Annotated in this window: 16 protein-coding genes, 3 tRNA genes and 1 pseudogene; 9 read left to right on the top strand and 11 right to left on the bottom strand. The window is 72.8% G+C overall.

Annotated features, from left to right (window positions below; translation table 11 throughout):
• Nucleotides 1-36: 36 nt before the first annotated feature.
• Nucleotides 37-717: a phosphoribosylformylglycinamidine synthase subunit PurQ gene (gene purQ, locus AB0C66_RS20400; RefSeq protein WP_362440158.1), complete on the bottom strand. Its 681-nt coding sequence runs from the start codon at nucleotides 715-717 to the stop codon at nucleotides 37-39.
• Nucleotides 714-998, bottom strand: coding sequence for a phosphoribosylformylglycinamidine synthase subunit PurS (gene purS / locus AB0C66_RS20405; protein WP_362440160.1), 285 nt, complete (start codon nucleotides 996-998; stop codon nucleotides 714-716). Before purS ends, purQ begins: the two co-directional genes overlap by 4 nt.
• A 315-nt stretch (nucleotides 999-1,313) precedes the next feature.
• Here purS and AB0C66_RS20410 point away from each other — a divergent pair, with 315 nt between their 5' ends.
• The 8 genes and pseudogenes from AB0C66_RS20410 to AB0C66_RS20445 all read left to right on the top strand — a co-directional run bounded on the left by AB0C66_RS20410 (nucleotide 1,314) and on the right by AB0C66_RS20445 (nucleotide 6,142).
• Nucleotides 1,314-1,631: an Lsr2 family protein gene (locus AB0C66_RS20410; RefSeq protein WP_362440163.1), complete on the top strand. Its 318-nt coding sequence runs from the start codon at nucleotides 1,314-1,316 to the stop codon at nucleotides 1,629-1,631.
• Between the two features lie 102 nt (nucleotides 1,632-1,733).
• A tRNA-Gly gene (locus AB0C66_RS20415) sits at nucleotides 1,734-1,805 on the top strand.
• Between the two features lie 78 nt (nucleotides 1,806-1,883).
• Nucleotides 1,884-1,959: transfer RNA gene (locus AB0C66_RS20420), tRNA-Gly, on the top strand.
• Between the two features lie 140 nt (nucleotides 1,960-2,099).
• A pseudogene (locus tag AB0C66_RS20425) lies at nucleotides 2,100-3,050 on the top strand (ABC transporter ATP-binding protein); the annotation flags it as partial.
• A gap of 208 nt (nucleotides 3,051-3,258) precedes the next feature.
• Nucleotides 3,259-3,906 carry an ABC transporter permease gene (locus tag AB0C66_RS20430; RefSeq protein ID WP_362440166.1) on the top strand — a complete coding sequence of 216 codons (648 nt, stop codon included), beginning with the start codon at nucleotides 3,259-3,261 and terminating at the stop codon, nucleotides 3,904-3,906.
• A gap of 85 nt (nucleotides 3,907-3,991) precedes the next feature.
• Nucleotides 3,992-5,218 (top strand): histidine kinase, encoded by a 1,227-nt coding sequence (locus AB0C66_RS20435; RefSeq protein ID WP_362440169.1) that lies wholly within the window; start codon nucleotides 3,992-3,994, stop codon nucleotides 5,216-5,218.
• On the top strand, nucleotides 5,215-5,853 hold the full coding sequence (locus AB0C66_RS20440) for a response regulator transcription factor (protein ID WP_362440172.1): 639 nt from the start codon (nucleotides 5,215-5,217) through the stop codon (nucleotides 5,851-5,853). Before AB0C66_RS20435 ends, AB0C66_RS20440 begins: the two co-directional genes overlap by 4 nt.
• Before the next feature lie 216 nt (nucleotides 5,854-6,069).
• A tRNA-Gly gene (locus AB0C66_RS20445) sits at nucleotides 6,070-6,142 on the top strand.
• Between the two features lie 52 nt (nucleotides 6,143-6,194).
• On the opposite strand, the gene AB0C66_RS20450 is transcribed toward AB0C66_RS20445, so the two are convergent.
• From AB0C66_RS20450 to AB0C66_RS20470, 5 genes are all read right to left on the bottom strand, one after another.
• Nucleotides 6,195-7,115, bottom strand: a complete 921-nt coding sequence (locus AB0C66_RS20450) for a phosphoribosylaminoimidazolesuccinocarboxamide synthase (RefSeq protein ID WP_362440175.1) — start codon at nucleotides 7,113-7,115, stop codon at nucleotides 6,195-6,197.
• Nucleotides 7,116-7,192: 77 nt separating this feature from the next.
• Complete coding sequence (locus tag AB0C66_RS20455) at nucleotides 7,193-8,704, bottom strand: N,N-dimethylformamidase beta subunit family domain-containing protein (RefSeq protein ID WP_362440178.1); 1,512 nt, start codon at nucleotides 8,702-8,704, stop codon at nucleotides 7,193-7,195.
• A gap of 278 nt (nucleotides 8,705-8,982) precedes the next feature.
• Complete coding sequence (locus AB0C66_RS20460; RefSeq protein WP_362440181.1) at nucleotides 8,983-10,893, bottom strand: hypothetical protein; 1,911 nt, start codon at nucleotides 10,891-10,893, stop codon at nucleotides 8,983-8,985.
• Nucleotides 10,894-11,164: 271 nt separating this feature from the next.
• Nucleotides 11,165-12,433: a phosphoribosylamine--glycine ligase gene (purD, locus tag AB0C66_RS20465; protein ID WP_362440184.1), complete on the bottom strand. Its 1,269-nt coding sequence runs from the start codon at nucleotides 12,431-12,433 to the stop codon at nucleotides 11,165-11,167.
• A gap of 64 nt (nucleotides 12,434-12,497) precedes the next feature.
• Nucleotides 12,498-12,698, bottom strand: a complete 201-nt coding sequence (locus AB0C66_RS20470; RefSeq protein WP_362440187.1) for a DUF397 domain-containing protein — start codon at nucleotides 12,696-12,698, stop codon at nucleotides 12,498-12,500.
• A 204-nt stretch (nucleotides 12,699-12,902) separates the two neighbouring features.
• On the opposite strand from AB0C66_RS20470, the gene AB0C66_RS20475 reads away from it, so the two are divergent.
• The gene (locus tag AB0C66_RS20475; RefSeq protein WP_362440190.1) at nucleotides 12,903-13,634 is read left to right on the top strand and encodes an SLATT domain-containing protein; all 732 of its coding nucleotides are present in this window, start codon (nucleotides 12,903-12,905) and stop codon (nucleotides 13,632-13,634) included.
• Between the two features lie 39 nt (nucleotides 13,635-13,673).
• Here the strand turns inward: AB0C66_RS20475 and AB0C66_RS20480 are convergent, their stop codons facing one another.
• From AB0C66_RS20480 to AB0C66_RS20495, 4 genes are all read right to left on the bottom strand, one after another.
• Nucleotides 13,674-14,324, bottom strand: coding sequence for a hypothetical protein (locus AB0C66_RS20480; protein ID WP_362440193.1), 651 nt, complete (start codon nucleotides 14,322-14,324; stop codon nucleotides 13,674-13,676).
• 114 nt (nucleotides 14,325-14,438) lie between these two features.
• Nucleotides 14,439-15,014: a hypothetical protein gene (locus tag AB0C66_RS20485; RefSeq protein WP_362440196.1), complete on the bottom strand. Its 576-nt coding sequence runs from the start codon at nucleotides 15,012-15,014 to the stop codon at nucleotides 14,439-14,441.
• A 5-nt stretch (nucleotides 15,015-15,019) separates the two neighbouring features.
• Entirely contained in the window at nucleotides 15,020-15,610 is a 591-nt protein-coding gene (locus AB0C66_RS20490) for a SigE family RNA polymerase sigma factor (protein WP_362440199.1), read from the bottom strand.
• The gene (locus AB0C66_RS20495) at nucleotides 15,607-18,072 is read right to left on the bottom strand and encodes a dolichyl-phosphate beta-glucosyltransferase (protein WP_362441077.1); all 2,466 of its coding nucleotides are present in this window, start codon (nucleotides 18,070-18,072) and stop codon (nucleotides 15,607-15,609) included. Before AB0C66_RS20495 ends, AB0C66_RS20490 begins: the two co-directional genes overlap by 4 nt.
• Between the last annotated feature and the right edge of the window lie 51 nt (nucleotides 18,073-18,123).

The following is an 18,123-nucleotide window of genomic DNA, read 5'->3' on the forward strand; positions in this document are numbered from 1 at the left end:
GCTCAGTCGCTCCCTCGGCCGTTCCGGCGTCCAGGGTCATGCGCTGACCAGCCTCTTGAGGATCGAGGTGAAGAATCCGAGACCGTCGGTGCGACCGGTGCCGATCAGCGGCTCGACGGCGTGCTCGGGGTGGGGCATCAGACCGACGACATTGCCCGCCGCATTGGAGATGCCGGCGATGTCGCGCAGGGAACCGTTGGGGTTCATCTCCTGATAACGGAAGACGACCCGGCCCTCGGCCTCGAGTTCATCCAGGACCCGCTCATCGGCGACATAACGGCCGTCGATGTTCTTCAGCGGGATGTTGATCTCCTGGCCCTGCTCGTAGGAGCGGGTCCAGGCGGTCTCCGCGTTTTCCACTCGCAACTTCTGGTCGCGGCAGATGAAGTGCAGGTGGTTGTTGCGCAGCATCGCACCGGGCAGCAGATGGGTCTCGGTGAGCACCTGGAAGCCATTGCAGATGCCAAGGACGGGCATACCGCCCTTGGCCTGCTCGATGACCGACCCCATTACCGGCGAGAAGCGGGAGATCGCTCCGGCGCGGAGATAGTCCCCATAGGAGAAGCCGCCCGGCAGGATCACCGCGTCGACCTGCTTCAGGTCCTTGTCGCGGTGCCACAGCGGCACCGCCTCGAGACCGGCGGCGCGGACCGCGCGCTGGGTGTCGCGGTCGTCGAGCGTGCCGGGGAAGGTGATGACTCCGACGCGTGCGGTCACGACTCCGCCTTCACGGCGGCGGTGTCGGCACCGTCGCCGACCTCGACCTTCACGGAGAAGTCCTCGATCACGGTGTTCGCGAGGAAGGTCCCGGCGATCTCATGGATACGGGCGAGGGCGGCGTCGTCGACCGGGCCCTCCACCTCGAGTTCAAAGCGCTTGCCCTGGCGGACGTCGGCGATCCCCTCGAATCCGAGGCGGGGCAGTGCTCGCTGCACCGCCTGGCCCTGGGGGTCGAGGATCTCCGGCTTGAGCATGACGTCGACTACGACGCGTGCCACTGGCACTCCCGGTGGTGTGGTGCTGGTGCGTAAGGCGGTCCCGCAACCCTACCCCGAGGAAAAATCTACGCGGATAGATAGCATGTGGCGGGGAACCGCTCGGTCACGTTTAAGCATCGTCAAGGGCAACCGCTGGGGAAAGAACCGGGGAAAACGTATGGTCCCGATTGCGGCATGACACGCGGGCGGAATTACCGGGGCTTCACAATGCATTGTCGTCCGCTGTACAAATGAAAAAGCATTGTTCGCTTACAACTGGACAGCTGCCATCTTTGCACGTCAACGCAACGATGCAGCCCGAAAGGACCGATATCCGTGGCGCAGCGCGTAGTAGTCACGCTCTCCGATGACATCGACGGCGGGGCTGCCGAGGAGACGGTCGCGTTCGGACTCGACGGCAGGTCGTACGAGATCGACCTCAACTCAGGCAATGCGGAGAAACTGCGCGACGCCCTGGCCCCGTTCGTGGAGGCCGGCCGCAAGCGCTCCCGCTCCGGGAAGGCGTACCGCCGCACCTCCGTCGCACCGGACCCGGCCGCGGTCCGCGCCTGGGCACGGTCGCACGGTATGGAGGTGCCGCCGCGGGGCCGTATCCCCAAGAAGGTGTACGAGGCGTTCAACGCGTCCAGCTGACCGACCCGTTCGGCCGAGTTGCACAGCACCCCGGGTGATCCGCTAGAGTCTGGAGCACGCCGAGGGGCCAGCCGGAAGGCAAAACCCCGAGGTCCACACCATGCGGGTGTAGCTCAGTAGTAGAGCGCCCCCTTTCCAAGGGGGAGGCGCAGTGTGCGATCCCTGTCACCCGCTCTTGTCACTCACTGTTCCCTTCAAGTGGATCAGGTAGAGTGGTGCAGGCGCCGATCGGTGAAAGCCGGTCGGATGCATGCGGACGTGGCTCAGTTGGTAGAGCATCACCTTGCCAAGGTGAGGGTCGCGAGTTCGAATCTCGTCGTCCGCTCCATTCGGGTCAGGCCCCGGTCGAATCGACCGGGGCCTGACCCGTTTTCAGCATGCGTTCGCCGTACGCCCGATGACATTTGTCATCGCGGCCGGTGACAGCTCGCACTGCCCGCGGCCCGGAAGCGGCGGAAGCCTGGAGTCATGCATGCGAGCGACAGCGCGATCAAGGTAAGTGGACTACGGCGCAGGTACGGCCCGGCCGGGGCCGGGGGCTTCGACGCGGTACGGGGCGTCTCCTTCGAGGTGGCGCGGGGCGAGCTGTTCGCCCTGCTGGGTACGAACGGCGCGGGCAAGACCTCCACCGTCGAACTGCTGGAGGGGCTGGCCGAGCCGACCGGCGGTGAGGTGCGGGTGCTCGGCCATGATCCCCACCAGGAGCGGGCCCGGGTCAGGCCGCGGATCGGAGTGATGCTCCAGGAAGGCGGCTTCCCCAGCGAACTGACGGCCGCGGAGACGGTACGGATGTGGGCGGGGTGCACCACCGGTGCCCGGCCGGTGGACGAGGCCCTGGCACTGGTGGGGCTCACCCGGCGGCGGGACGTACGGGTCAAGATGCTCTCCGGTGGTGAGCGCCGCCGCCTCGACCTGGCGCTGGCCCTGCTCGGCCGTCCGGAGGTGCTCTTCCTCGACGAGCCGACCACGGGTCTGGACGCCGAGGGGCGGCGGGAGACCTGGGAACTGGTGCGGACGCTGCGGGACCAGGGCACCACGGTGCTGCTGACCACCCACTACCTGGAGGAGGCCGAGGCGCTGGCGGACCGGCTCGCCATCATGCACGCGGGGCGGATCGCCACCTCGGGCCGGGTCGCGGAGATCGTGGCCGAGCGCCCCGCGCGGCTGTCCCTCACTCTCCCGGCGGAGGTGCGCCCCGAGGAACTGCCGGACGCGGAGCTGCTGGGGGCCGAGGCCGTCGAGCTGCCCGGCACGGGGGACGCGACGGGCGCGGGGGGCCGCACCGTACGGCTGCGCACCGGGGACTTGCAGCGCACCGCCACCGAGGTGCTGATGTGGGCACGCGACCGGCGGATCCGGCTGACCGGTCTGGACGCCCGGTCGGCCTCGTTGGAGGAGGCGTTCCTGCATATCGCGCGGGGGCTGGAGGCCGGGGACGGCGAAGTGCCGGACGACAAGGCGATGGAGGGGCGGCGCGATGAGCGCTTCGATGACGAGTGCGCTGACGGAGACGACCACGGCCACCGGGCGGGCGCTCTCGCTCGGCCGCGCCGAACTGACCCTGCTGCTGCGGAACAGGGCGGCACTGAGCTACGCCCTGGTACTGCCCGGCACGCTGACCCTCAGCATGGCCAGCTTCGCCCAGGACATCGACCTCCAGGGCACCGGGCTCTCACTGGGCACGCTGGTGCTGGCCGGTTCGATCGGGATGGCGCTGGTCCTCGCGGTCTATACGAACCTGGTGGGCGTGTATGTGATCCGGCGTGAGGAGCTGGTCCTCAAACGGCTGCGCGCCGGGGAGGCCACCGACAACGAGATCCTGGCCGGTGCGGCGGTCCCCGCCCTGCTGATGGGGCTGGTCCAGTGTGTGCTGCTGGTGGTGTCGGTGAGTCTGACGATGGACGTACCGGCGCCGGAGGCCCCGTATCTGGCGGTGCTCGGCGTGGCGCTGGGGCTGGGGCAGATGGTGGCGCTGGCCGCGGCGACGGCCGCGTACACCAAGACCGCGGAGTCCGCGCAGCTGACACCGATGCCGATGATGCTGGTGTCGATGATGGCCTCCGGGCTGTTCGTCCCGCTGGAGGTGATGCCGGACCAGGTCGCGGCGGTGTGCGAACGGCTGCCGCTGACTCCGGTGATCGACCTGGTACGGGCGGGCTGGACCGGCGATATGGGCGCGGGCGAGGTGCTGGCCGCGGTGGTCACGGCGACGGCCTGGACGGTACTGGCATGGTGGACGATGCGCCGGCGCTTCCCCTGGGAACCGCGGCGCTGACCGGCGGCGTCGGGCGCCGCGGACGGAAAGAGCGGACGGGGTTCTTGTGATACGGCGATGGCGCGGCCGCAGCCGCCTCAGCAGGGTGGAGCTGTTCACCCGGTGGACCCTGTACACGGTGCCCTGGTTCTTCCAGCTCACGGTGGCCGGCTCACAGCCCTCGGTGGCGCGTGGTGCGGCGCCCGCACTGGTCGGCGCGCTCTGGGGGCTGTCCGTGGTGCAGAACCTGCTGGCGGCCCCCATGCTGCGGCGGGGGCTCGACCATCGGTTGCGGGGCGGTGCCACGGCACCGCGGCTCACGGGGGTGGCCGCGGCGCTGATGGTGGCGGGGCTGGGCGTCACCGTGGCGCTGGAGGCCACCGGGGCGCTCCGTGAACCGGGTTCGGCGGTGCTGGCCATCGCGCTGAGCGTGGCGCCGTTCAGCACCGGGTACGCGGTGCTGGTGTCGGTGCGCCGGTTCACGGCCGTGCACGCGGTGGTCGCGGTGGCTGTGGCGGCGGCGGTGGGGGCGGCTCGGCCGGACCCCGTCGCCCCGGTGTCGGCCCTCCTCGCCGTCTCCCTGGTCGGTGCCGTCTTCCTGTGCACGGTCCGCGGTTCGGTCTGGGTGCTGGTGGTGATGTGGGAGGCGGAAGCGAACCGGGAGACCCAGGCGCGGCTGGCGGTCGCCGAGGAGCGGTTGCGGTTCGCCCGGGACCTGCACGATGTGATGGGGCGGGACCTGGCGGTGATCGCGCTCAAGAGCGAGCTGGCGGTCCAGCTCGCACGGCGTGAACGGCCGGAGGCGGTGGGGCAGATGGAGGAGGTGCAGCGGATCGCGCAGCGGTCGCACAAGGAGGTGCGGGAGGTGGTGCGCGGCTACCGGGACGCGGATCTCCAGGTGGAGCTGGCCGGTGCGCGGTCGGTGCTGACGGCGGCCCGGGTGGAGTGCCGGATCGAGGACGGTGGTGTGGTGGAGCTGCCGGAGGCGGTGCGTTCCGCACTGGGCTGGGTGGTCCGGGAGGGTACGACGAATGTGCTGCGGCACGCGGAGGCCGCGCGCTGCACCGTACGGGTGCGGGTGGACGGCGCGGGGCGGCGGGCGGCGACGGCGGTGCTGGAGATGGAGAACGACGGAGTGGGCGGGACCGAAGGGGCCGAAGGCGCCGCCGGGGAGCCGGATATGGCGCCGGACGGGCCGCGGGCCACTCCCGGCAGCGGCCTCACGGGGCTGCGGGAACGGCTCGCGGTGCTGGGCGGCACGCTGGAGTCCGGGCCCGGGGAGCGCGGCACCTTCCGGCTGCGGGCCGAACTGCCGCTGGAGGCCGCCTCATGACCTCGCCGACCGAGCCGACCGACCGGGCCGTGATCCGGGTGCTGCTGGCCGATGACGAGCATCTGATCCGTGGCGCCCTGGCCGCTCTGCTCGCCCTGGAAGAGGATCTGGTGGTGGTCGCCGAGGCCGCGTCCGGGCCCGAGGCGCTGGCGATGGCGCGGGCGCACCGGCCCGATGTGGCGGTGCTGGACCTCCAGATGCCGGGCAGGGACGGGGTGGGGGTCGCGGCGGCCCTCCGTACCGAACTGCCCGGCTGCCGCTCGATGATCGTGACCAGCCATGGCCGCCCCGGTCATCTCAAACGGGCGCTGGAGGCCGGGGCCCGGGGCTTTGTCCCCAAGACGGCCTCGGCACAGCGGCTCGCCGAGATCATCCGCACCGTGCACCGCGGCAGCCGCTATGTGGATCCGGATCTGGCGGCGGACGCGATCAGCTCGGGGGACTCCCCGCTGACCGTACGCGAGGCGGAGCTGCTGGAGCTGGCCGCGGACGGGGCGTCGATCGCGGACATCGCGCGACGGGCCGCGCTCTCCCAGGGCACGGTGCGCAACTATCTGTCGTCGGCCGCCATGAAGCTGTCCGCGGAGAACCGTCATGCGGCGGCACGGATGGCACGGGAGCGCGGCTGGCTGTAACGCTGGAGGAAGCCCGCACACAAGGCCGGGTACAAGGAGGAGGCGACAGCCATGTCGGCACCATCAGTGATCATCTGGGTCATCGCCGTCGTGATCGTGGCGGCCATCGCACTGAGCGTGTCCAGGAAGAACAAATGAGCACGTCGGAGGCGCGGTAGTGACCCCGCCGGGGGTTTGGTTATAGTAGAGGCGCGCCGTACGGAATGTGCGGCGCATGCGGACGTAGCTCAGTTGGTAGAGCGCAACCTTGCCAAGGTTGAGGTCGCGAGTTCGAGCCTCGTCGTCCGCTCGGTGTGAAGGCCCCGGTCCGGTGGACCGGGGCCTTCCGCGTGTGCCGCGGATCAGGACCAGCGGTTGCCGGTCAGCCGCTCGTACGCCTCGATGTACTTCGCCCGGGTGCGCTCCACGACCTCGTCCGGCAGCGGGGGCGGCGGCTGCTCACCGTGGCGGTCCCAGCCGGAGGCCGGGGAGGTCAGCCAGTCACGGACGAACTGCTTGTCGAAGGACGGCTGCGGGCGGCCGGGCTCCCAGGCGTCGACGGGCCAGAAGCGGGAGGAGTCCGGGGTCAGCACCTCGTCGGCGAGGACCGGCTCCGCGCCCGCCGCGCCCAGCGTCGCCGGTGCGTATCCGAACTCGAACTTGGTGTCGGCCAGGATGATGCCGCGCTCACGGGCGATGTCGCGGGCGCGGGCGTAGATCGCGAGGGTGGCCTGACGGAGCTGAGCGGCGGACTCGGCGCCGATCCGGTGGGCGACCTCCTCGTACGCCACGTTCTCATCGTGCTCGCCGACCTCGGCCTTGGTGGCCGGGGTGAAGATCGGGGTGGGCAGCTGGGAGCCGTCGGTCAGCCCCTCGGGGAGGGCGAGCCCGCAGACCGTACGGGTCTCGCGGTACTCGGCCAGGCCCGAGCCGGTCAGATAGCCGCGGGCGACGCACTCGACCGGGGCCATCTCCAGCGCCCGGCAGATGAGGGTGCGGCCGGCCCAGTCGGCGGGGGCCCCGGCGGGCAGCTCGCTGGAGAGCACGTGGTTGGGGGCCAGATCGGCCAGCAGGTCGAACCACCACAGGGAGAGCTGGGTGAGGACCCGGCCCTTGTCGGGGATCTCGGTGGGCAACACCCAGTCGTAGGCGGAGATCCGGTCGCTGGCGACCATCACCAGCTCGCCCCGCTCGTTCCGGTAGAGGTCGCGCACCTTTCCGGTGTGCAGGTGCTCAAGGCCCGGGACCTCCACCGGCTCGGGCTTCTCGACGAATCCGGACACGCTTCCTCCTGGTGGTTTTGTCCAAGCCACCTCGATTCTGCCGCACGTCACAGCCGGGTCCGGACCCGGCCCGCCCCTCACACCCGCTTGCAGATGCGGTCCAGCAGATTGGCCGTGGCGCGCTGCACCCGCTCGTCCCGGTGGCCGGGCCGGTCCAGCGCCGGTGACCAGGCGAAGGTGCCGGAGGCGAAGACCAGGGCGCCGCTGGGGGCCCGGTAGACGGAGGTCTCCTGGTGCCGGGTGGCGCCTTCGGCGTCCTGGTACGGGGAGTGGGCCAGCAGGATCCGGCCGTCGTGCTCGGGCAGCGGGGTGCGCGGGAAATAGCGGTCGGCCTCGCCCGCGACCAGTCCGGGCAGTTCATCGCCCTCCTCGGCGCCGGTGGACTCCCACAGCCAGTGGCCCGCGTTGCGCACGACCATCGGACGCGGTTCGGGCACCCGGCCCGCGTACTGGATGCCGATCAGCTGTTGTTCGGGCGTGGTTTCGCGCCAGAGCGCGGAGCGGCCGGGGCCGCGGCGCTTTCGGCAGGTCAGCAGCCGGTCCGGGCCGGAGGGCGAAGGGGCCAGCTCGACCTGCCAGTACATGGTGTTGGCGGAGAGGAAGACCAGCGAGGTGCCGCTGTCCCGGGCCAGTTCGACGGTGCGGCGCAGCGGTGCGGACCAGTACTCGTCATGGCCGGGGAAGACCAGTCCGCGGTAGCGGGTGGGGTCGATACCGCCCGCGTGCAGATCGCGGGTCTCGGCGTAGGCGAGGTCATAGCCGTAGCGCTCGGCCCAGCGGATGAAGTCGTAGGCGTGGCCCACGTGGAGCGGCAGCCCCGCGCCCGCGTACGGCCGGTCGAAGGAGACCGTGACCGCGGCCTCGGACTCGCCCAGCAGCCGCCCCCGCTCGTCCCAGGCGTGGTAGAGGCTGGCGCCGGTGCGGCCGTCCTCCGGGTACAGGTTGTACGCCTGCCAGGTGAAGTCCGGGAGGACCAGCAGCAGATCGGCGGGGTGGGCGTCGCGGACGGTGAAGGGGATGTGGCTGCGGTAGCCGTCGGCGGTGGTGAGCACCGCGACATAGGCGCCCAGCTTCCAGTACGTGGGGATCTGGAGCCGCCAGGACAGCCACCAGTGGTGGCAGGAGACGGTGCGGTCGGCGGTGAGCGGGGCGGGCTGGACGATGCCGGACAGCCGGGGACTGGTGGTGATCTTCGAGGCGCCGTCACCGCCGTAGTGGCCGATCCGGTAGATGTCCACGCTGAACTGCTGGGGCGGATCGACCGTGATGCGGAAGTCGATGGCCTCGCCGGGGGCCGCCGCGGAGGCGGAGGTGAAGCCCTTGATCTGCCGGTGGACATCATCGGCGGTACGGGGACCGGGGACCCGGGCGGCACGGCTGCCGCGGGTCCGCAGCACGGTCCGGTCGATCGCCCGGTCGATGGCGCCGGGGGTGTGGACATGGTCCACGTACCACGGGACCACCTGGCCGGTGTCGTCGAAATAGTTCTCACTGCCGCGCAGCCAGGGCAGCGGGCCCTGGCCGAAGGGATCCGTCACCGCGTGGGCCAGTGCGCCCGACTCCCAGCGCCGGATCTGGTCCGTCCCCATCCCCTGCTCCCCTCCCTGCGTCCCCCGGCGGCGGCTCGCCTCGCTGTCTTCACACACCGGGCGCCGCGGTCCGGCCTTGTGGGCTGGACCGCGTGACCGGTCGATGGGCCGGGCCTGTGGGCCGGTCCACTGGGCCGGGTGACAGCGACCGATCCCAGCACATCACATTACGCACCCGCACCGTCACCCATAGTCGCTAATTTGCTGGAACCAGAACCGAACGAGTGAGGGAGAACGGAACGGATGTGCGAACCGGGGAGGTGTCGGCCGGGACCCGGTCACACCAGGCGGACCGGCTTCTCCGGGCGCACTCCCACCTCGCCCAGCCAGGCGCGCAGCGGCTCGGCGTCCCCGTCCTCGACCAGGCTCAGCACCGGATTGGCCAGATCCGCCCGGCGCCGCCCGGCCACCAGCAGCGCGGGGCCGTCCAGCCAGTCCAGACCGGGGCTGGCGCCCGCGGTGTCCACCGCGGCACAGCAGACCATCGCGGTGACATGGTCGGCGAGCAGCTCACGGCCGGTGCGGGGCGGCTGGAGCGGGACCAGCGGGGCGAATCCGTCGATCCAGGGGTCGCCGCCGCCCGCCCCGGCGCCCTCCGCCGCCGCACGGGCCAGATGCGCCCGGCTGGCCTCCTGCTGGACGGCCTCCTCCCGGGCCAGCTCCACGCTGAGCCGGGCCGCGAGCTCCGGGCCGCGCTCCCCCGCGCCCGGTGTCGCCTCCCCGCCGGTGCCTCCGCCGGTGGTGAGGCGATCGATCACCCGCGCGAGGGTGGGCGGAACGGGCGGGGACGCGGGCGCCTGCGGGGTGCCGAGCGGTCCTGACCGCTCGTCCAGGACGCGGTGCAGCCGGGCGGCCTCCAGCCGCCATTTGCGGTCGACGACCTCCTCCGGATACTGCCCCCAGTCCACCGGGGACCAGTCCGGGCCGGGCTCCGGCGGTCCGCCGTGGAAGAGCCGGGCCGCCAGCAGCGAGGTGGCCTCGTCGATCAGCCCGGGCTCCTCCAGCAGATCGCAGGCGGGCCGCTCGCTCAGCCGGGACGCGAACCCCTCGGCCAGCCGGTCCCGGCGGGAGAGCTCGGTGAGGGCGGAGACCACGCCCGCGTCCAGCCGGGAGGGCCAGCGGCCCATCCGCCAGGCGGGCAGCGCGACCCGGGTGAGCAGCCGGTCCCAGCCCGCGTAGGCCAGCCCCACCTGCTCCTGGGCGACGATCCGCAGGCCGTAGTCGACCGTACGGGCGCGCTCCGAGGCGGCCGCGGCGACCGCGCGCTCCATCTTGGCGGCGTGGTCCCGGCAGCCGCGCAGCAGCAGCCGGGCGACCCAGCCGACGAAGGCGAACCCGGGGCGGCGCACCGCCCGCCCGAGCGCCGCCAGGGGGGCGGGCGCCGCTCCCGGCCGGGCGCCATGACCGGAGCCGGGGCCGTACGGGGAGGCGGACAGGGGTTCGCCGCCGCTCATGGCGACGGCCACGGCGGCGTCGAGGCCCCGGACGAAGCGCCGGGCGGCGGCTATGTCGGGGTGCACGGACGGGCCGGTGCCCGCCACCACGGGCGCGAGCAGCGCCCGCAGCTCGGCGACGCGCATCCACCACAGGAACGGCGAACCGATGACCAGCACCGGGGCCTGTGGGGCGCGCCGCTCACGGCGGTCCATGAGCCGGTCGTCGCCCGCGGGGCCCGGCTCCCCTGGCAGCCCCGCCCCGGAGACGGCCCGGGTCCCGTCCGCCGAGAGCGAGCCGCGGTCCCGGCGCCCCAGGTGGGAGCCGTACGCGGGATGGGTGCGGTCCTCCAGCCAGCTGTCGCAGTCGGGCGTGAGCGCTATCGCCGAGGGCGCGGGCACCTCCATCCGCTCGGCCAGATCGCGGACCAGCCGGTAGAGGTCCGGGGCGGTCTCCTCGGCGATGGGCACCGTGGGGGTGAACGCGGGTCTGGCCCGTACGATCACGGCGGCCACCGCCGCCGCCAGCAGCAGGACCAGCAGGGCACCGCCGACCACGGTCCAGCGCAGCGCGGTCCAGCCCTCCTCGTGCGAACCGCCGATGCGGCCCATGGCACTGCCGGCCAACAGCACGACGGCCGCGGCCGCCGGGAGCAGCGCGACCGCGAGTGCGGTGCTCCGGATCCGCAGTACCGCTAGGGCACGGGCGCGTGCCGCCAGTGCACCTGCTTCGGGACCTGCCACGGTTTTCGTCACCCCCTACAGTCCAGTCCGTTTGTGAACGGCGGACGACGGCGGCGTCGTCTTCAACCCCCACTCTCGCACCGGCCGCCGGCATCGCAATGCCGGTGGGCCAGTTGCCGCACCTCGCCTGAGCGGCACATTAGTTGGGGGCCGGGCGTGCGTCAGCAGGATGGGGAAGCGCTCACCCAATGGAATGGCCTTGGGCAAAACCGGGAACCCCGCGATTGCGAATCCTGTCCTGGTGTGAACGACATGTGCGAGAGCCCTGCGAGGGCCCGCGCACTCAGCCCGAGGGGCTGTCCCCGGCCGCCCGGGCGGCGATGTCGGTGCGGTGGTGGGAGCCGTCCAGACCGATCCGGTCCACCGCCCGGTACGCCCGCTCCCGCGCGGTGACCAGGTCGGATCCGGTCGCGGTGACGGACAGCACCCGGCCGCCCGCGCTCACCACTGCGCCGGAGGCGGTGTCCACCTTGGTGCCCGCGTGGAGGACGTACGCGTCGGGGGCGTCCCGCTCCGCGATATCCGCCAGTCCGGTGATCGGGTCACCCGTGCGCGGCGTACCCGGGTAGTTGTGCGAGGCCACCACGACCGTCACGGCCGCGTCGTCGCTCCAGCGCAGCCGGGGCTCGGCGGCCAGCCCGCCGGTCGCGGCCGCCAGCAGCACCCCGGCCAGCGGGGTCTTCAGCCGGGCCAGTACGACCTGGGTCTCGGGGTCGCCGAAGCGCGCGTTGAACTCGATCACGCGCACCCCGCGCGAGGTGATCGCCAGACCCGCGTAGAGCAGCCCGGAGAAGGGCGTGCCACGGCGGCGCAGCTCGTCCACGGTGGGCTGGAGCACGCTGGCCATGACCTCGTCCACCAGCTTGGGATCGGCCCAGGGCAGCGGGGAGTACGCGCCCATGCCGCCGGTGTTCGGGCCCTCGTCGCCGTCGAGGGCGCGCTTGAAGTCCTGGGCGGGCTGGAGCGGGACGACGGTCTCACCGTCGGTGATCGCGAAGAGGGAGACCTCGGGGCCGTCCAGGAACTCTTCGATCACCACCCGGCCGCAGGCCAGCGCGTGCGCACGGGCGGCGGCGACGTCACCGGTCACCACCACGCCCTTGCCCGCGGCCAGACCGTCGTCCTTGACGACATAGGGGGCGCCGAAGGCGTCGAGGGCCCCGTCGACCTCGGCGGCGGTGGTGCAGACGTAGGAGCGGGCGGTGGGGACCCCCGCGGACGCCATGACGTCCTTCGCGAACGCCTTGGACCCCTCCAGCCGCGCGGCCGCGGCGGACGGCCCGAAGGCGGGGATGCCACGCCCCCGCACGGCGTCGGCCACACCCGCGACCAGCGGGGCCTCGGGGCCGATGACCACGAGGTCGGCCGCGAGCGCGGTCGCGAGGTCGGCGACGGCTCCGCCGTCGAGGGCGTCGACGGCGTGCAGCTCGGCGACCTCGGCGATGCCGGCGTTGCCGGGGGCGCAGTGCAGTGCGGTGACGTCGGGGTCGAGAGAGAGTGCGCGGCACAGGGCATGTTCGCGGGCGCCGCCGCCGATGACGAGGACCTTCACGGTGGCCACCCTACGGCGTCGGCGGTGCGCGGCTCCCTCGTGGGGCCGCACACCGCCTCGTGGATCACAGCTCGCCGGACAGCACGCCCTTACGGAAGGCGTCCCACTCGGCGGCCGTGTACCGCAGCGCACCTCCGGCCGGGCCCTGGTCGGCCGATCTGGCCGACCCGGCGACGCTGGTGATCTCGGAGCTGATCGGCAACGCCGTGGCGCACAGCGGCAGTCGATGAGTGCGGGTGACCGGCTCCCGCCCCGAGCCGTGCAAGGTACGGCTGCCGCAGCCTGCTCGTGGCGGGTCGGCGGCCACTCTTTCGGGTGAGGGGGCCGGGGGGCCTATATCCGATGTGCCACCACTAATAGGCGGAAACCCTGTCATCGGGTCCGCGTGGCCAGCCGTTCGGCGGTAGGAATGGGTGCCGCGCGGCAGTCGCGCGTCACGGAGATATGCCGCCGCAGAGGGAGTGCACGGGTGAGTCAGCCGGAGATGCAGCCCGAGGGGCTCCCTCGGCAGGAGGGTGCGAGGAAGCAGGGGGACCTGCTCGGTCGGCCCTTCCCGCACGGCGACTGGGGCGAGCCCGCGGAGCGCCTCGACGAGGTGTACCAGTGGGTGGAGGAGGGCGCGCTGCGGGTGGCCGAGTGGTATCTCGCGGAGCGGCTGTGGAAGCGGCGGACCGCGCAGGGCCTGCGGGTGGGGGCCGCGGCCGGGGCGGTGGTGGGTGCCGCGCTGCCGCTGCTGGATCTGACCCGGGTGCTCGACCGGGGCGCCGGATGGGGCGCGTTCGCCCTGCTGCTCGCGGTGGCCTGCGTCGGAGCCGACCGGTTCTTCGGGCTGACCTCGGGCTGGATGCGGGACATGGCCACGGCGCAGGCGGTGCAGCGGCGGCTGGAGGCGCTCCAGTTCGACTGGGCGTCGGAGAGTGTGCGGGAGGTGCTGGGCCCGACCGAGGGCACCGCGAGCGAGGCCGTGGAGCGGTGCCTGACGGTGCTGCGGCGGTTCTGCGAGGACATGTCCGAACTGGTGCGGACCGAGACCTCGGGGTGGATGGTGGACTTCGGCTCCGGTTCGGCGCCGCTGTTCAGCCAGGCGCTGGTGGGCCAGGGCTCCCGCCCGGACAGCGGGAGCCCCACGAGCCGCTTTCCGCTGCCGCCGGGCGCCCGGCCCAATATGCCGCGGCAGCGGCCTCCCGAGCCGCCCCGCTGAGCGGCCCGTAGGGACCGTTGAGGCCCCTTGCGGAGGTGTCTAGCTGAACACGATCATCGAGCCCTGGCCCAGACTGCGGGTCGCCGCCGCGTGCAGCCCCAGCCACACATGGCGTTCCCGTGCGAACGGGCTGTCCTCGTACGGCGCCGGGACGGCCGGTTCCTCCAGGCTGGTGGGCCGGGACGGGGGCGCGGGAGCGGGCGGCGGGTTGGCCGGGTCGATGCCCAGCGCCGGGGCGACCGCCTCCAGTTCGCGCAACAGCCCGTGGCTGGAGCCCAGCGGGCCGCCGCCCTCGAGGAGTTCATCGTTGGACAGCGGGCTCTGGAAGTCGACCGGGACATAGGCACCGGCGTGGTCGTAGTGCCACACCAGATGGGACTGCTGGGCGGTGGACTCGAACATCTCCAGCAACTGTTCGTAGTCGCCGCCGAGTTCGTCCACCGGCGTCACCGCCAGTCCGCACAGTTGCAGCATGTGGGCGCGGCGCAGGAAGTGCAGCGCGTCGTAGTCGAAGCCCGCGACCGGGGCGACATCCCCCGACAGACCGGGCATATAGCCGAAGACGGGCACGGGTGGCAGACCGGCTTCACCGAGTGCCTTGTCGTACGTGGCGATCTCCTCGGCGAAGGGGTTGTCGGGGCTGTGGCACAACACATCGACGAGCGGGACCAGCCAGAGGTCACATGCCACGCGATCTCTCTCTCGTATCCGTACGGTCGGTGGTCGGCCCAGCGTAGTGCCCCGCGTACGCCGCGCGAAGAGTGCTGTCCGCCGGGCGGCCACCGGCTCGCGGCCGCGCCCGCCTCAGTCCGTACTGGAGGGGGAGTTGGTGGAGGAGGGGTCGGGAGAGGAATCGGGAGAGGAGTCTGGGGAGGTGTCGGGAGAGGAGTCGGGGGAGGAATCCGGAGAAGAGTCGGGTGAGGAATCGGGAGAGGTGTCGGAGGAGGAGTCGGAGGAGGAGTCGGAGGAGGAGTCGGAAGAGGGGTCGGAAGAGGAGGAGTCGCTCGCGCTCGGGCCGTCCGTCGTCGGCGGTCGCAGGGACGATCCGGACGGCGGCGGGAAGGGCGACTCGTCCGAGGACCCGCTCGGGCTCGGCTCGTCCCGGTCCGAGGTGGCCGGGCCGGTGCCCGGCACCTGGTTCGCGGGCGGCGTTCCGCCGTTCTCCGGGAGGAAGCGGACGGCCAGGGCGAACACCATGGCCACCAGCACCACCGCCAGCGCCGCGGCCGCCGGCACCGCCACCTTGCGTCTGCGCGCCCGGCGCCGCCCCTGCCGTACGGCGCGGGCCACATCGACCCCGGGCGCTCCGGCACCCGGCTCCAGGCCGCGCAGCGGGGCGAGCAGCCGGTCGGCCTCCCGCTCCAACTCGTCGTCACGCATAACCGCTACCCCTTCCCCACACTGGTCACGGACGAGGGCAGTTGACCGCCGAGCTGGGCCCGCAGCCGGACCAGACCGCGCGCGGACTGGCTTTTCACCGTGCCCTCCGAGCAGCCGAGGACCCCGGCCACCTCGGCCACCGGCAGATCGCACAGGAACCGCAGCACCAGCACCGCCCGCTGCCGTGCCGGGATCCGGGAGAGCGCGGTGTGCACGACCGTACGGGTCTCGATGTCCGGTCCCCCGGCGGCGGGCGGCAGCCCCGGCGTCTCGTGCGGCGCCCCGGACAGCCGTACCCGCGCCCAGCCGAGCCGCTGCTCGTTGAGGAAACAGCGCATCAGCATGGTGTGTACGTAGCGGTCGGTGTCGGTGGCGGCGCGGGCCCGCCGCCAGTGCACATACAGCTTGGTGAGCGTGGCCTGCACGACGTCGTCGGCCCGGTGCGGGTCCTTGCACAGCAGATGGGCGATCCGGCGGAGCGCGGGCAGCCTCGCGGAGACGTACGCGGTGTACGTCCGCTCCAACTCCGCCTCGGCCCCCGGTTCCTGCCCGGACCATCCGGACGTGGCCGCGGGCCCGGTCTCGCTCCCGCTCACCTTCCCCCGCTCACCTCCTCCCCGCGCACCGGCCAGAGCCAGACGCCACCGACCCACCGGCCCGGCCGCCCCAACAGCCGTTCCAGGGAGACACGCAGCGGCCCCTCGGCCGGTTGCGGTGCGAGCACCACGGCTCCCGCGCGCCAGTGGCGCAGATCCGCCGCCGCGGTGCGGCGCTCGGCGGGACCGGCCCCCAGCGGTCTCCCGGTGCGCACCACTTCGCCCAGGAGGGTGGCGGTGTCACGGGGCTCCGGACCGTAGATCCCGGTCCTGGCCGGGCCGAGCGGACCGTTGAAGTAGCCGCCGGGCAGCGGGAATCCGAGGTCCGCGGCGACCTGCCAGTGCAGGGGTTCGGCGTACGCGGGGTCCGGCACCGGGACGGGGACGAGGGTGCGGCCCTCGGGGACGTACCGCCGCCAGCCGCCGTCGGCGACGAACGGGGGCACCGGGACGCGGTCGGCGGTGGCCAGCGGGGTGGGCACGATCGGCAGCAGGGCGGCCGCGATGGCGGCCCACCCGGCGATCCGCGGCAGGGGGCTCCGGCTCCCATCCTCCAGCCGGTCGACCGCCACGGCCAGCAGGATGCCGAGCACGGGCACCGCGGCCATCGCCACCCGCGACTCGATCACCGACTCCAGCAACGGCAGCCGCGCGAACGGCCACCACGGACCGGGCAGTGTCCGATCGGTCCCCGGCAGCGGGAACGAACGCCCCAGGGACAGCGCCATCATGGCGAACGCCGTCCACGCCAGCGCCCGGACCCGCGGCTCCCGCCACCGCCACACCACCACCGCGACGGTGAGCGCGAGCAGCGGCCAGCCGAAGAAGGCGTTCTGCTCGGTGCGGTTGCGGGCCAGCCCGTCCGCGGTGGCCGGGTCGCCGCCGAGTGAGCGGCCCGCGAACTCCACCAGCGCGCCCGGTGGGTTGGCCGCCGGACCGTGCAGCACACTGGCGTACGCCTGGGCGCCGAAGAACTGCCGGTACAGCGGGTAGGCGAGCAGCGCCACCGCGACGCCCCCGGCGACGGCCAGCCCGCGCAGCAGCGGCCCGCGGACCGCGCGGGCCACCGCGGGGCGTACGACCGCGTAGCCCAGCGCGAAGAACAGCAGCCCGAGCGCGGCGAGCAGCAGCGCCTCCTCGCCCAGGAACACCTGGTAGGTGAGGAAGAGACCGAGGATCACCCCGTCCCGCACGGTACGGCCGCCCGGTGCGCACAGCCGCAGCAGCCGGTCCACGATCAGCGGCATCATGAACAGCACCACGAAGTTGGGGTGGGCGTTGGCGTGGGAGACCATCGCCGGGGCGAACGCGCACAGCGCCCCGCCGAGCGCCGCGGCCGGGCGGGAGGTCACCAAGCGCCGCAGCAGCAGCCAGTACCAGGCGACGGCGGTGGCGGCGAGCCCGGCGGTGAGCACCAGCGCCCAGGTCATGGCGGGGCCGAACACGGCGGTCACCGGCGCGAGCGGGACGGCCAGCCCCAGCATGGTGGTGTTCGCCATGAGGTTCACACCGGACGGCACGTTCTGGAGCGTGGTGAAGAACGGATCGCGGAAGGCGAAGACGTTGTCGGCGGTGACCGCGAAGAACCACTCCCACTGGTTCTGGTCCTGTCCGCCGTCGACGAGGTAGCGGTGGTGGAGATCGCTCCACAGCCCGTGGAACAGCACCACGGACACCAGCAGATAGCCCAGTGCCACGGCCCGGTCGGCAGCCTTGATCCGGGCCCGGGCGCCCGCCGCGCGCAGCCGCACCAGCTCCAGCAGCACCCGGACGTAGTCCGTCGCGCGGACCTTGGAACCGGGCTGATGGGCCCAGCGGACGGGCACCTCGGCGACCGGCCAGCGCGCGCCGTGGAACATCCGCAGGATCTCCACATCGATGCACCAGCCGTCCAGCCGGGACCGCCCGAAGACCGTGCGCGCCCGGTCCCCCTCGAAGAGCTTGAAACCGCACTGGGTGTCGCGGATCCCGGGCACCGCCACCGCCCGGATGATCCGGTTGCCCGCCTCGCCGAGCAGATGGCGCAGCGGGTGGCGGCGCACCGCCCCGGCCGACTCCGGATGGTGGGCCCGGGAGCCGATGGCGGCGGCGTACCCCGCGTCCAGCCGCTCGTGCAGTCCGGCCAGTTCCTCGATGGGGGTGGCCAGATCGGCGTCGGTCACCAGCACCCGGCGGCCGCGCGAGGCGAGCACACCGAGCCGTACGGCGTGGCCCTTGCCGTGGTTGTGGGTCAGGGGCGCCGCGGCGGCGGTATCGGGCGGCGGGCCCAGCAGCCGGATCCGGGGCTCGGTGGCGGCGGCCGCGCGGACGGTGTCGGCGGTGGCGTCCGTGGAGCCGTCGTCGACGACGATGACCTCCCAGCCCGCGTGGTGACGAGGCGAGGACCGCAGATAGCGGCAGATCGCGTCGAGGGTCCGGGGCAGCCGCCGCTCCTCGTTGTACGCGGGGACGACAACCGTCAGCTCGACGGTGTCCGGCGCGCGCGGCGGCGTCGGCGCCGGTGGTCGGCGGCC

The organism is Streptomyces sp. NPDC048636, from assembly GCF_040650655.1.
Classification (GTDB): Bacteria; Actinomycetota; Actinomycetes; order Streptomycetales; family Streptomycetaceae; genus Streptomyces.

Coding starts and splice junctions, on each gene's coding strand:
- AB0C66_RS20455 (WP_362440178.1), bottom strand. CDS start 8,704: ATGGGGACGGACCAGATCCGGCGCTGGGAGTCGGGCGCACTGGCCCAC.
- AB0C66_RS20440 (WP_362440172.1), top strand. CDS start 5,215: ATGACCTCGCCGACCGAGCCGACCGACCGGGCCGTGATCCGGGTGCTG.
- AB0C66_RS20430 (WP_362440166.1), top strand. CDS start 3,259: ATGGCCAGCTTCGCCCAGGACATCGACCTCCAGGGCACCGGGCTCTCA.
- AB0C66_RS20485 (WP_362440196.1), bottom strand. CDS start 15,014: ATGCGTGACGACGAGTTGGAGCGGGAGGCCGACCGGCTGCTCGCCCCG.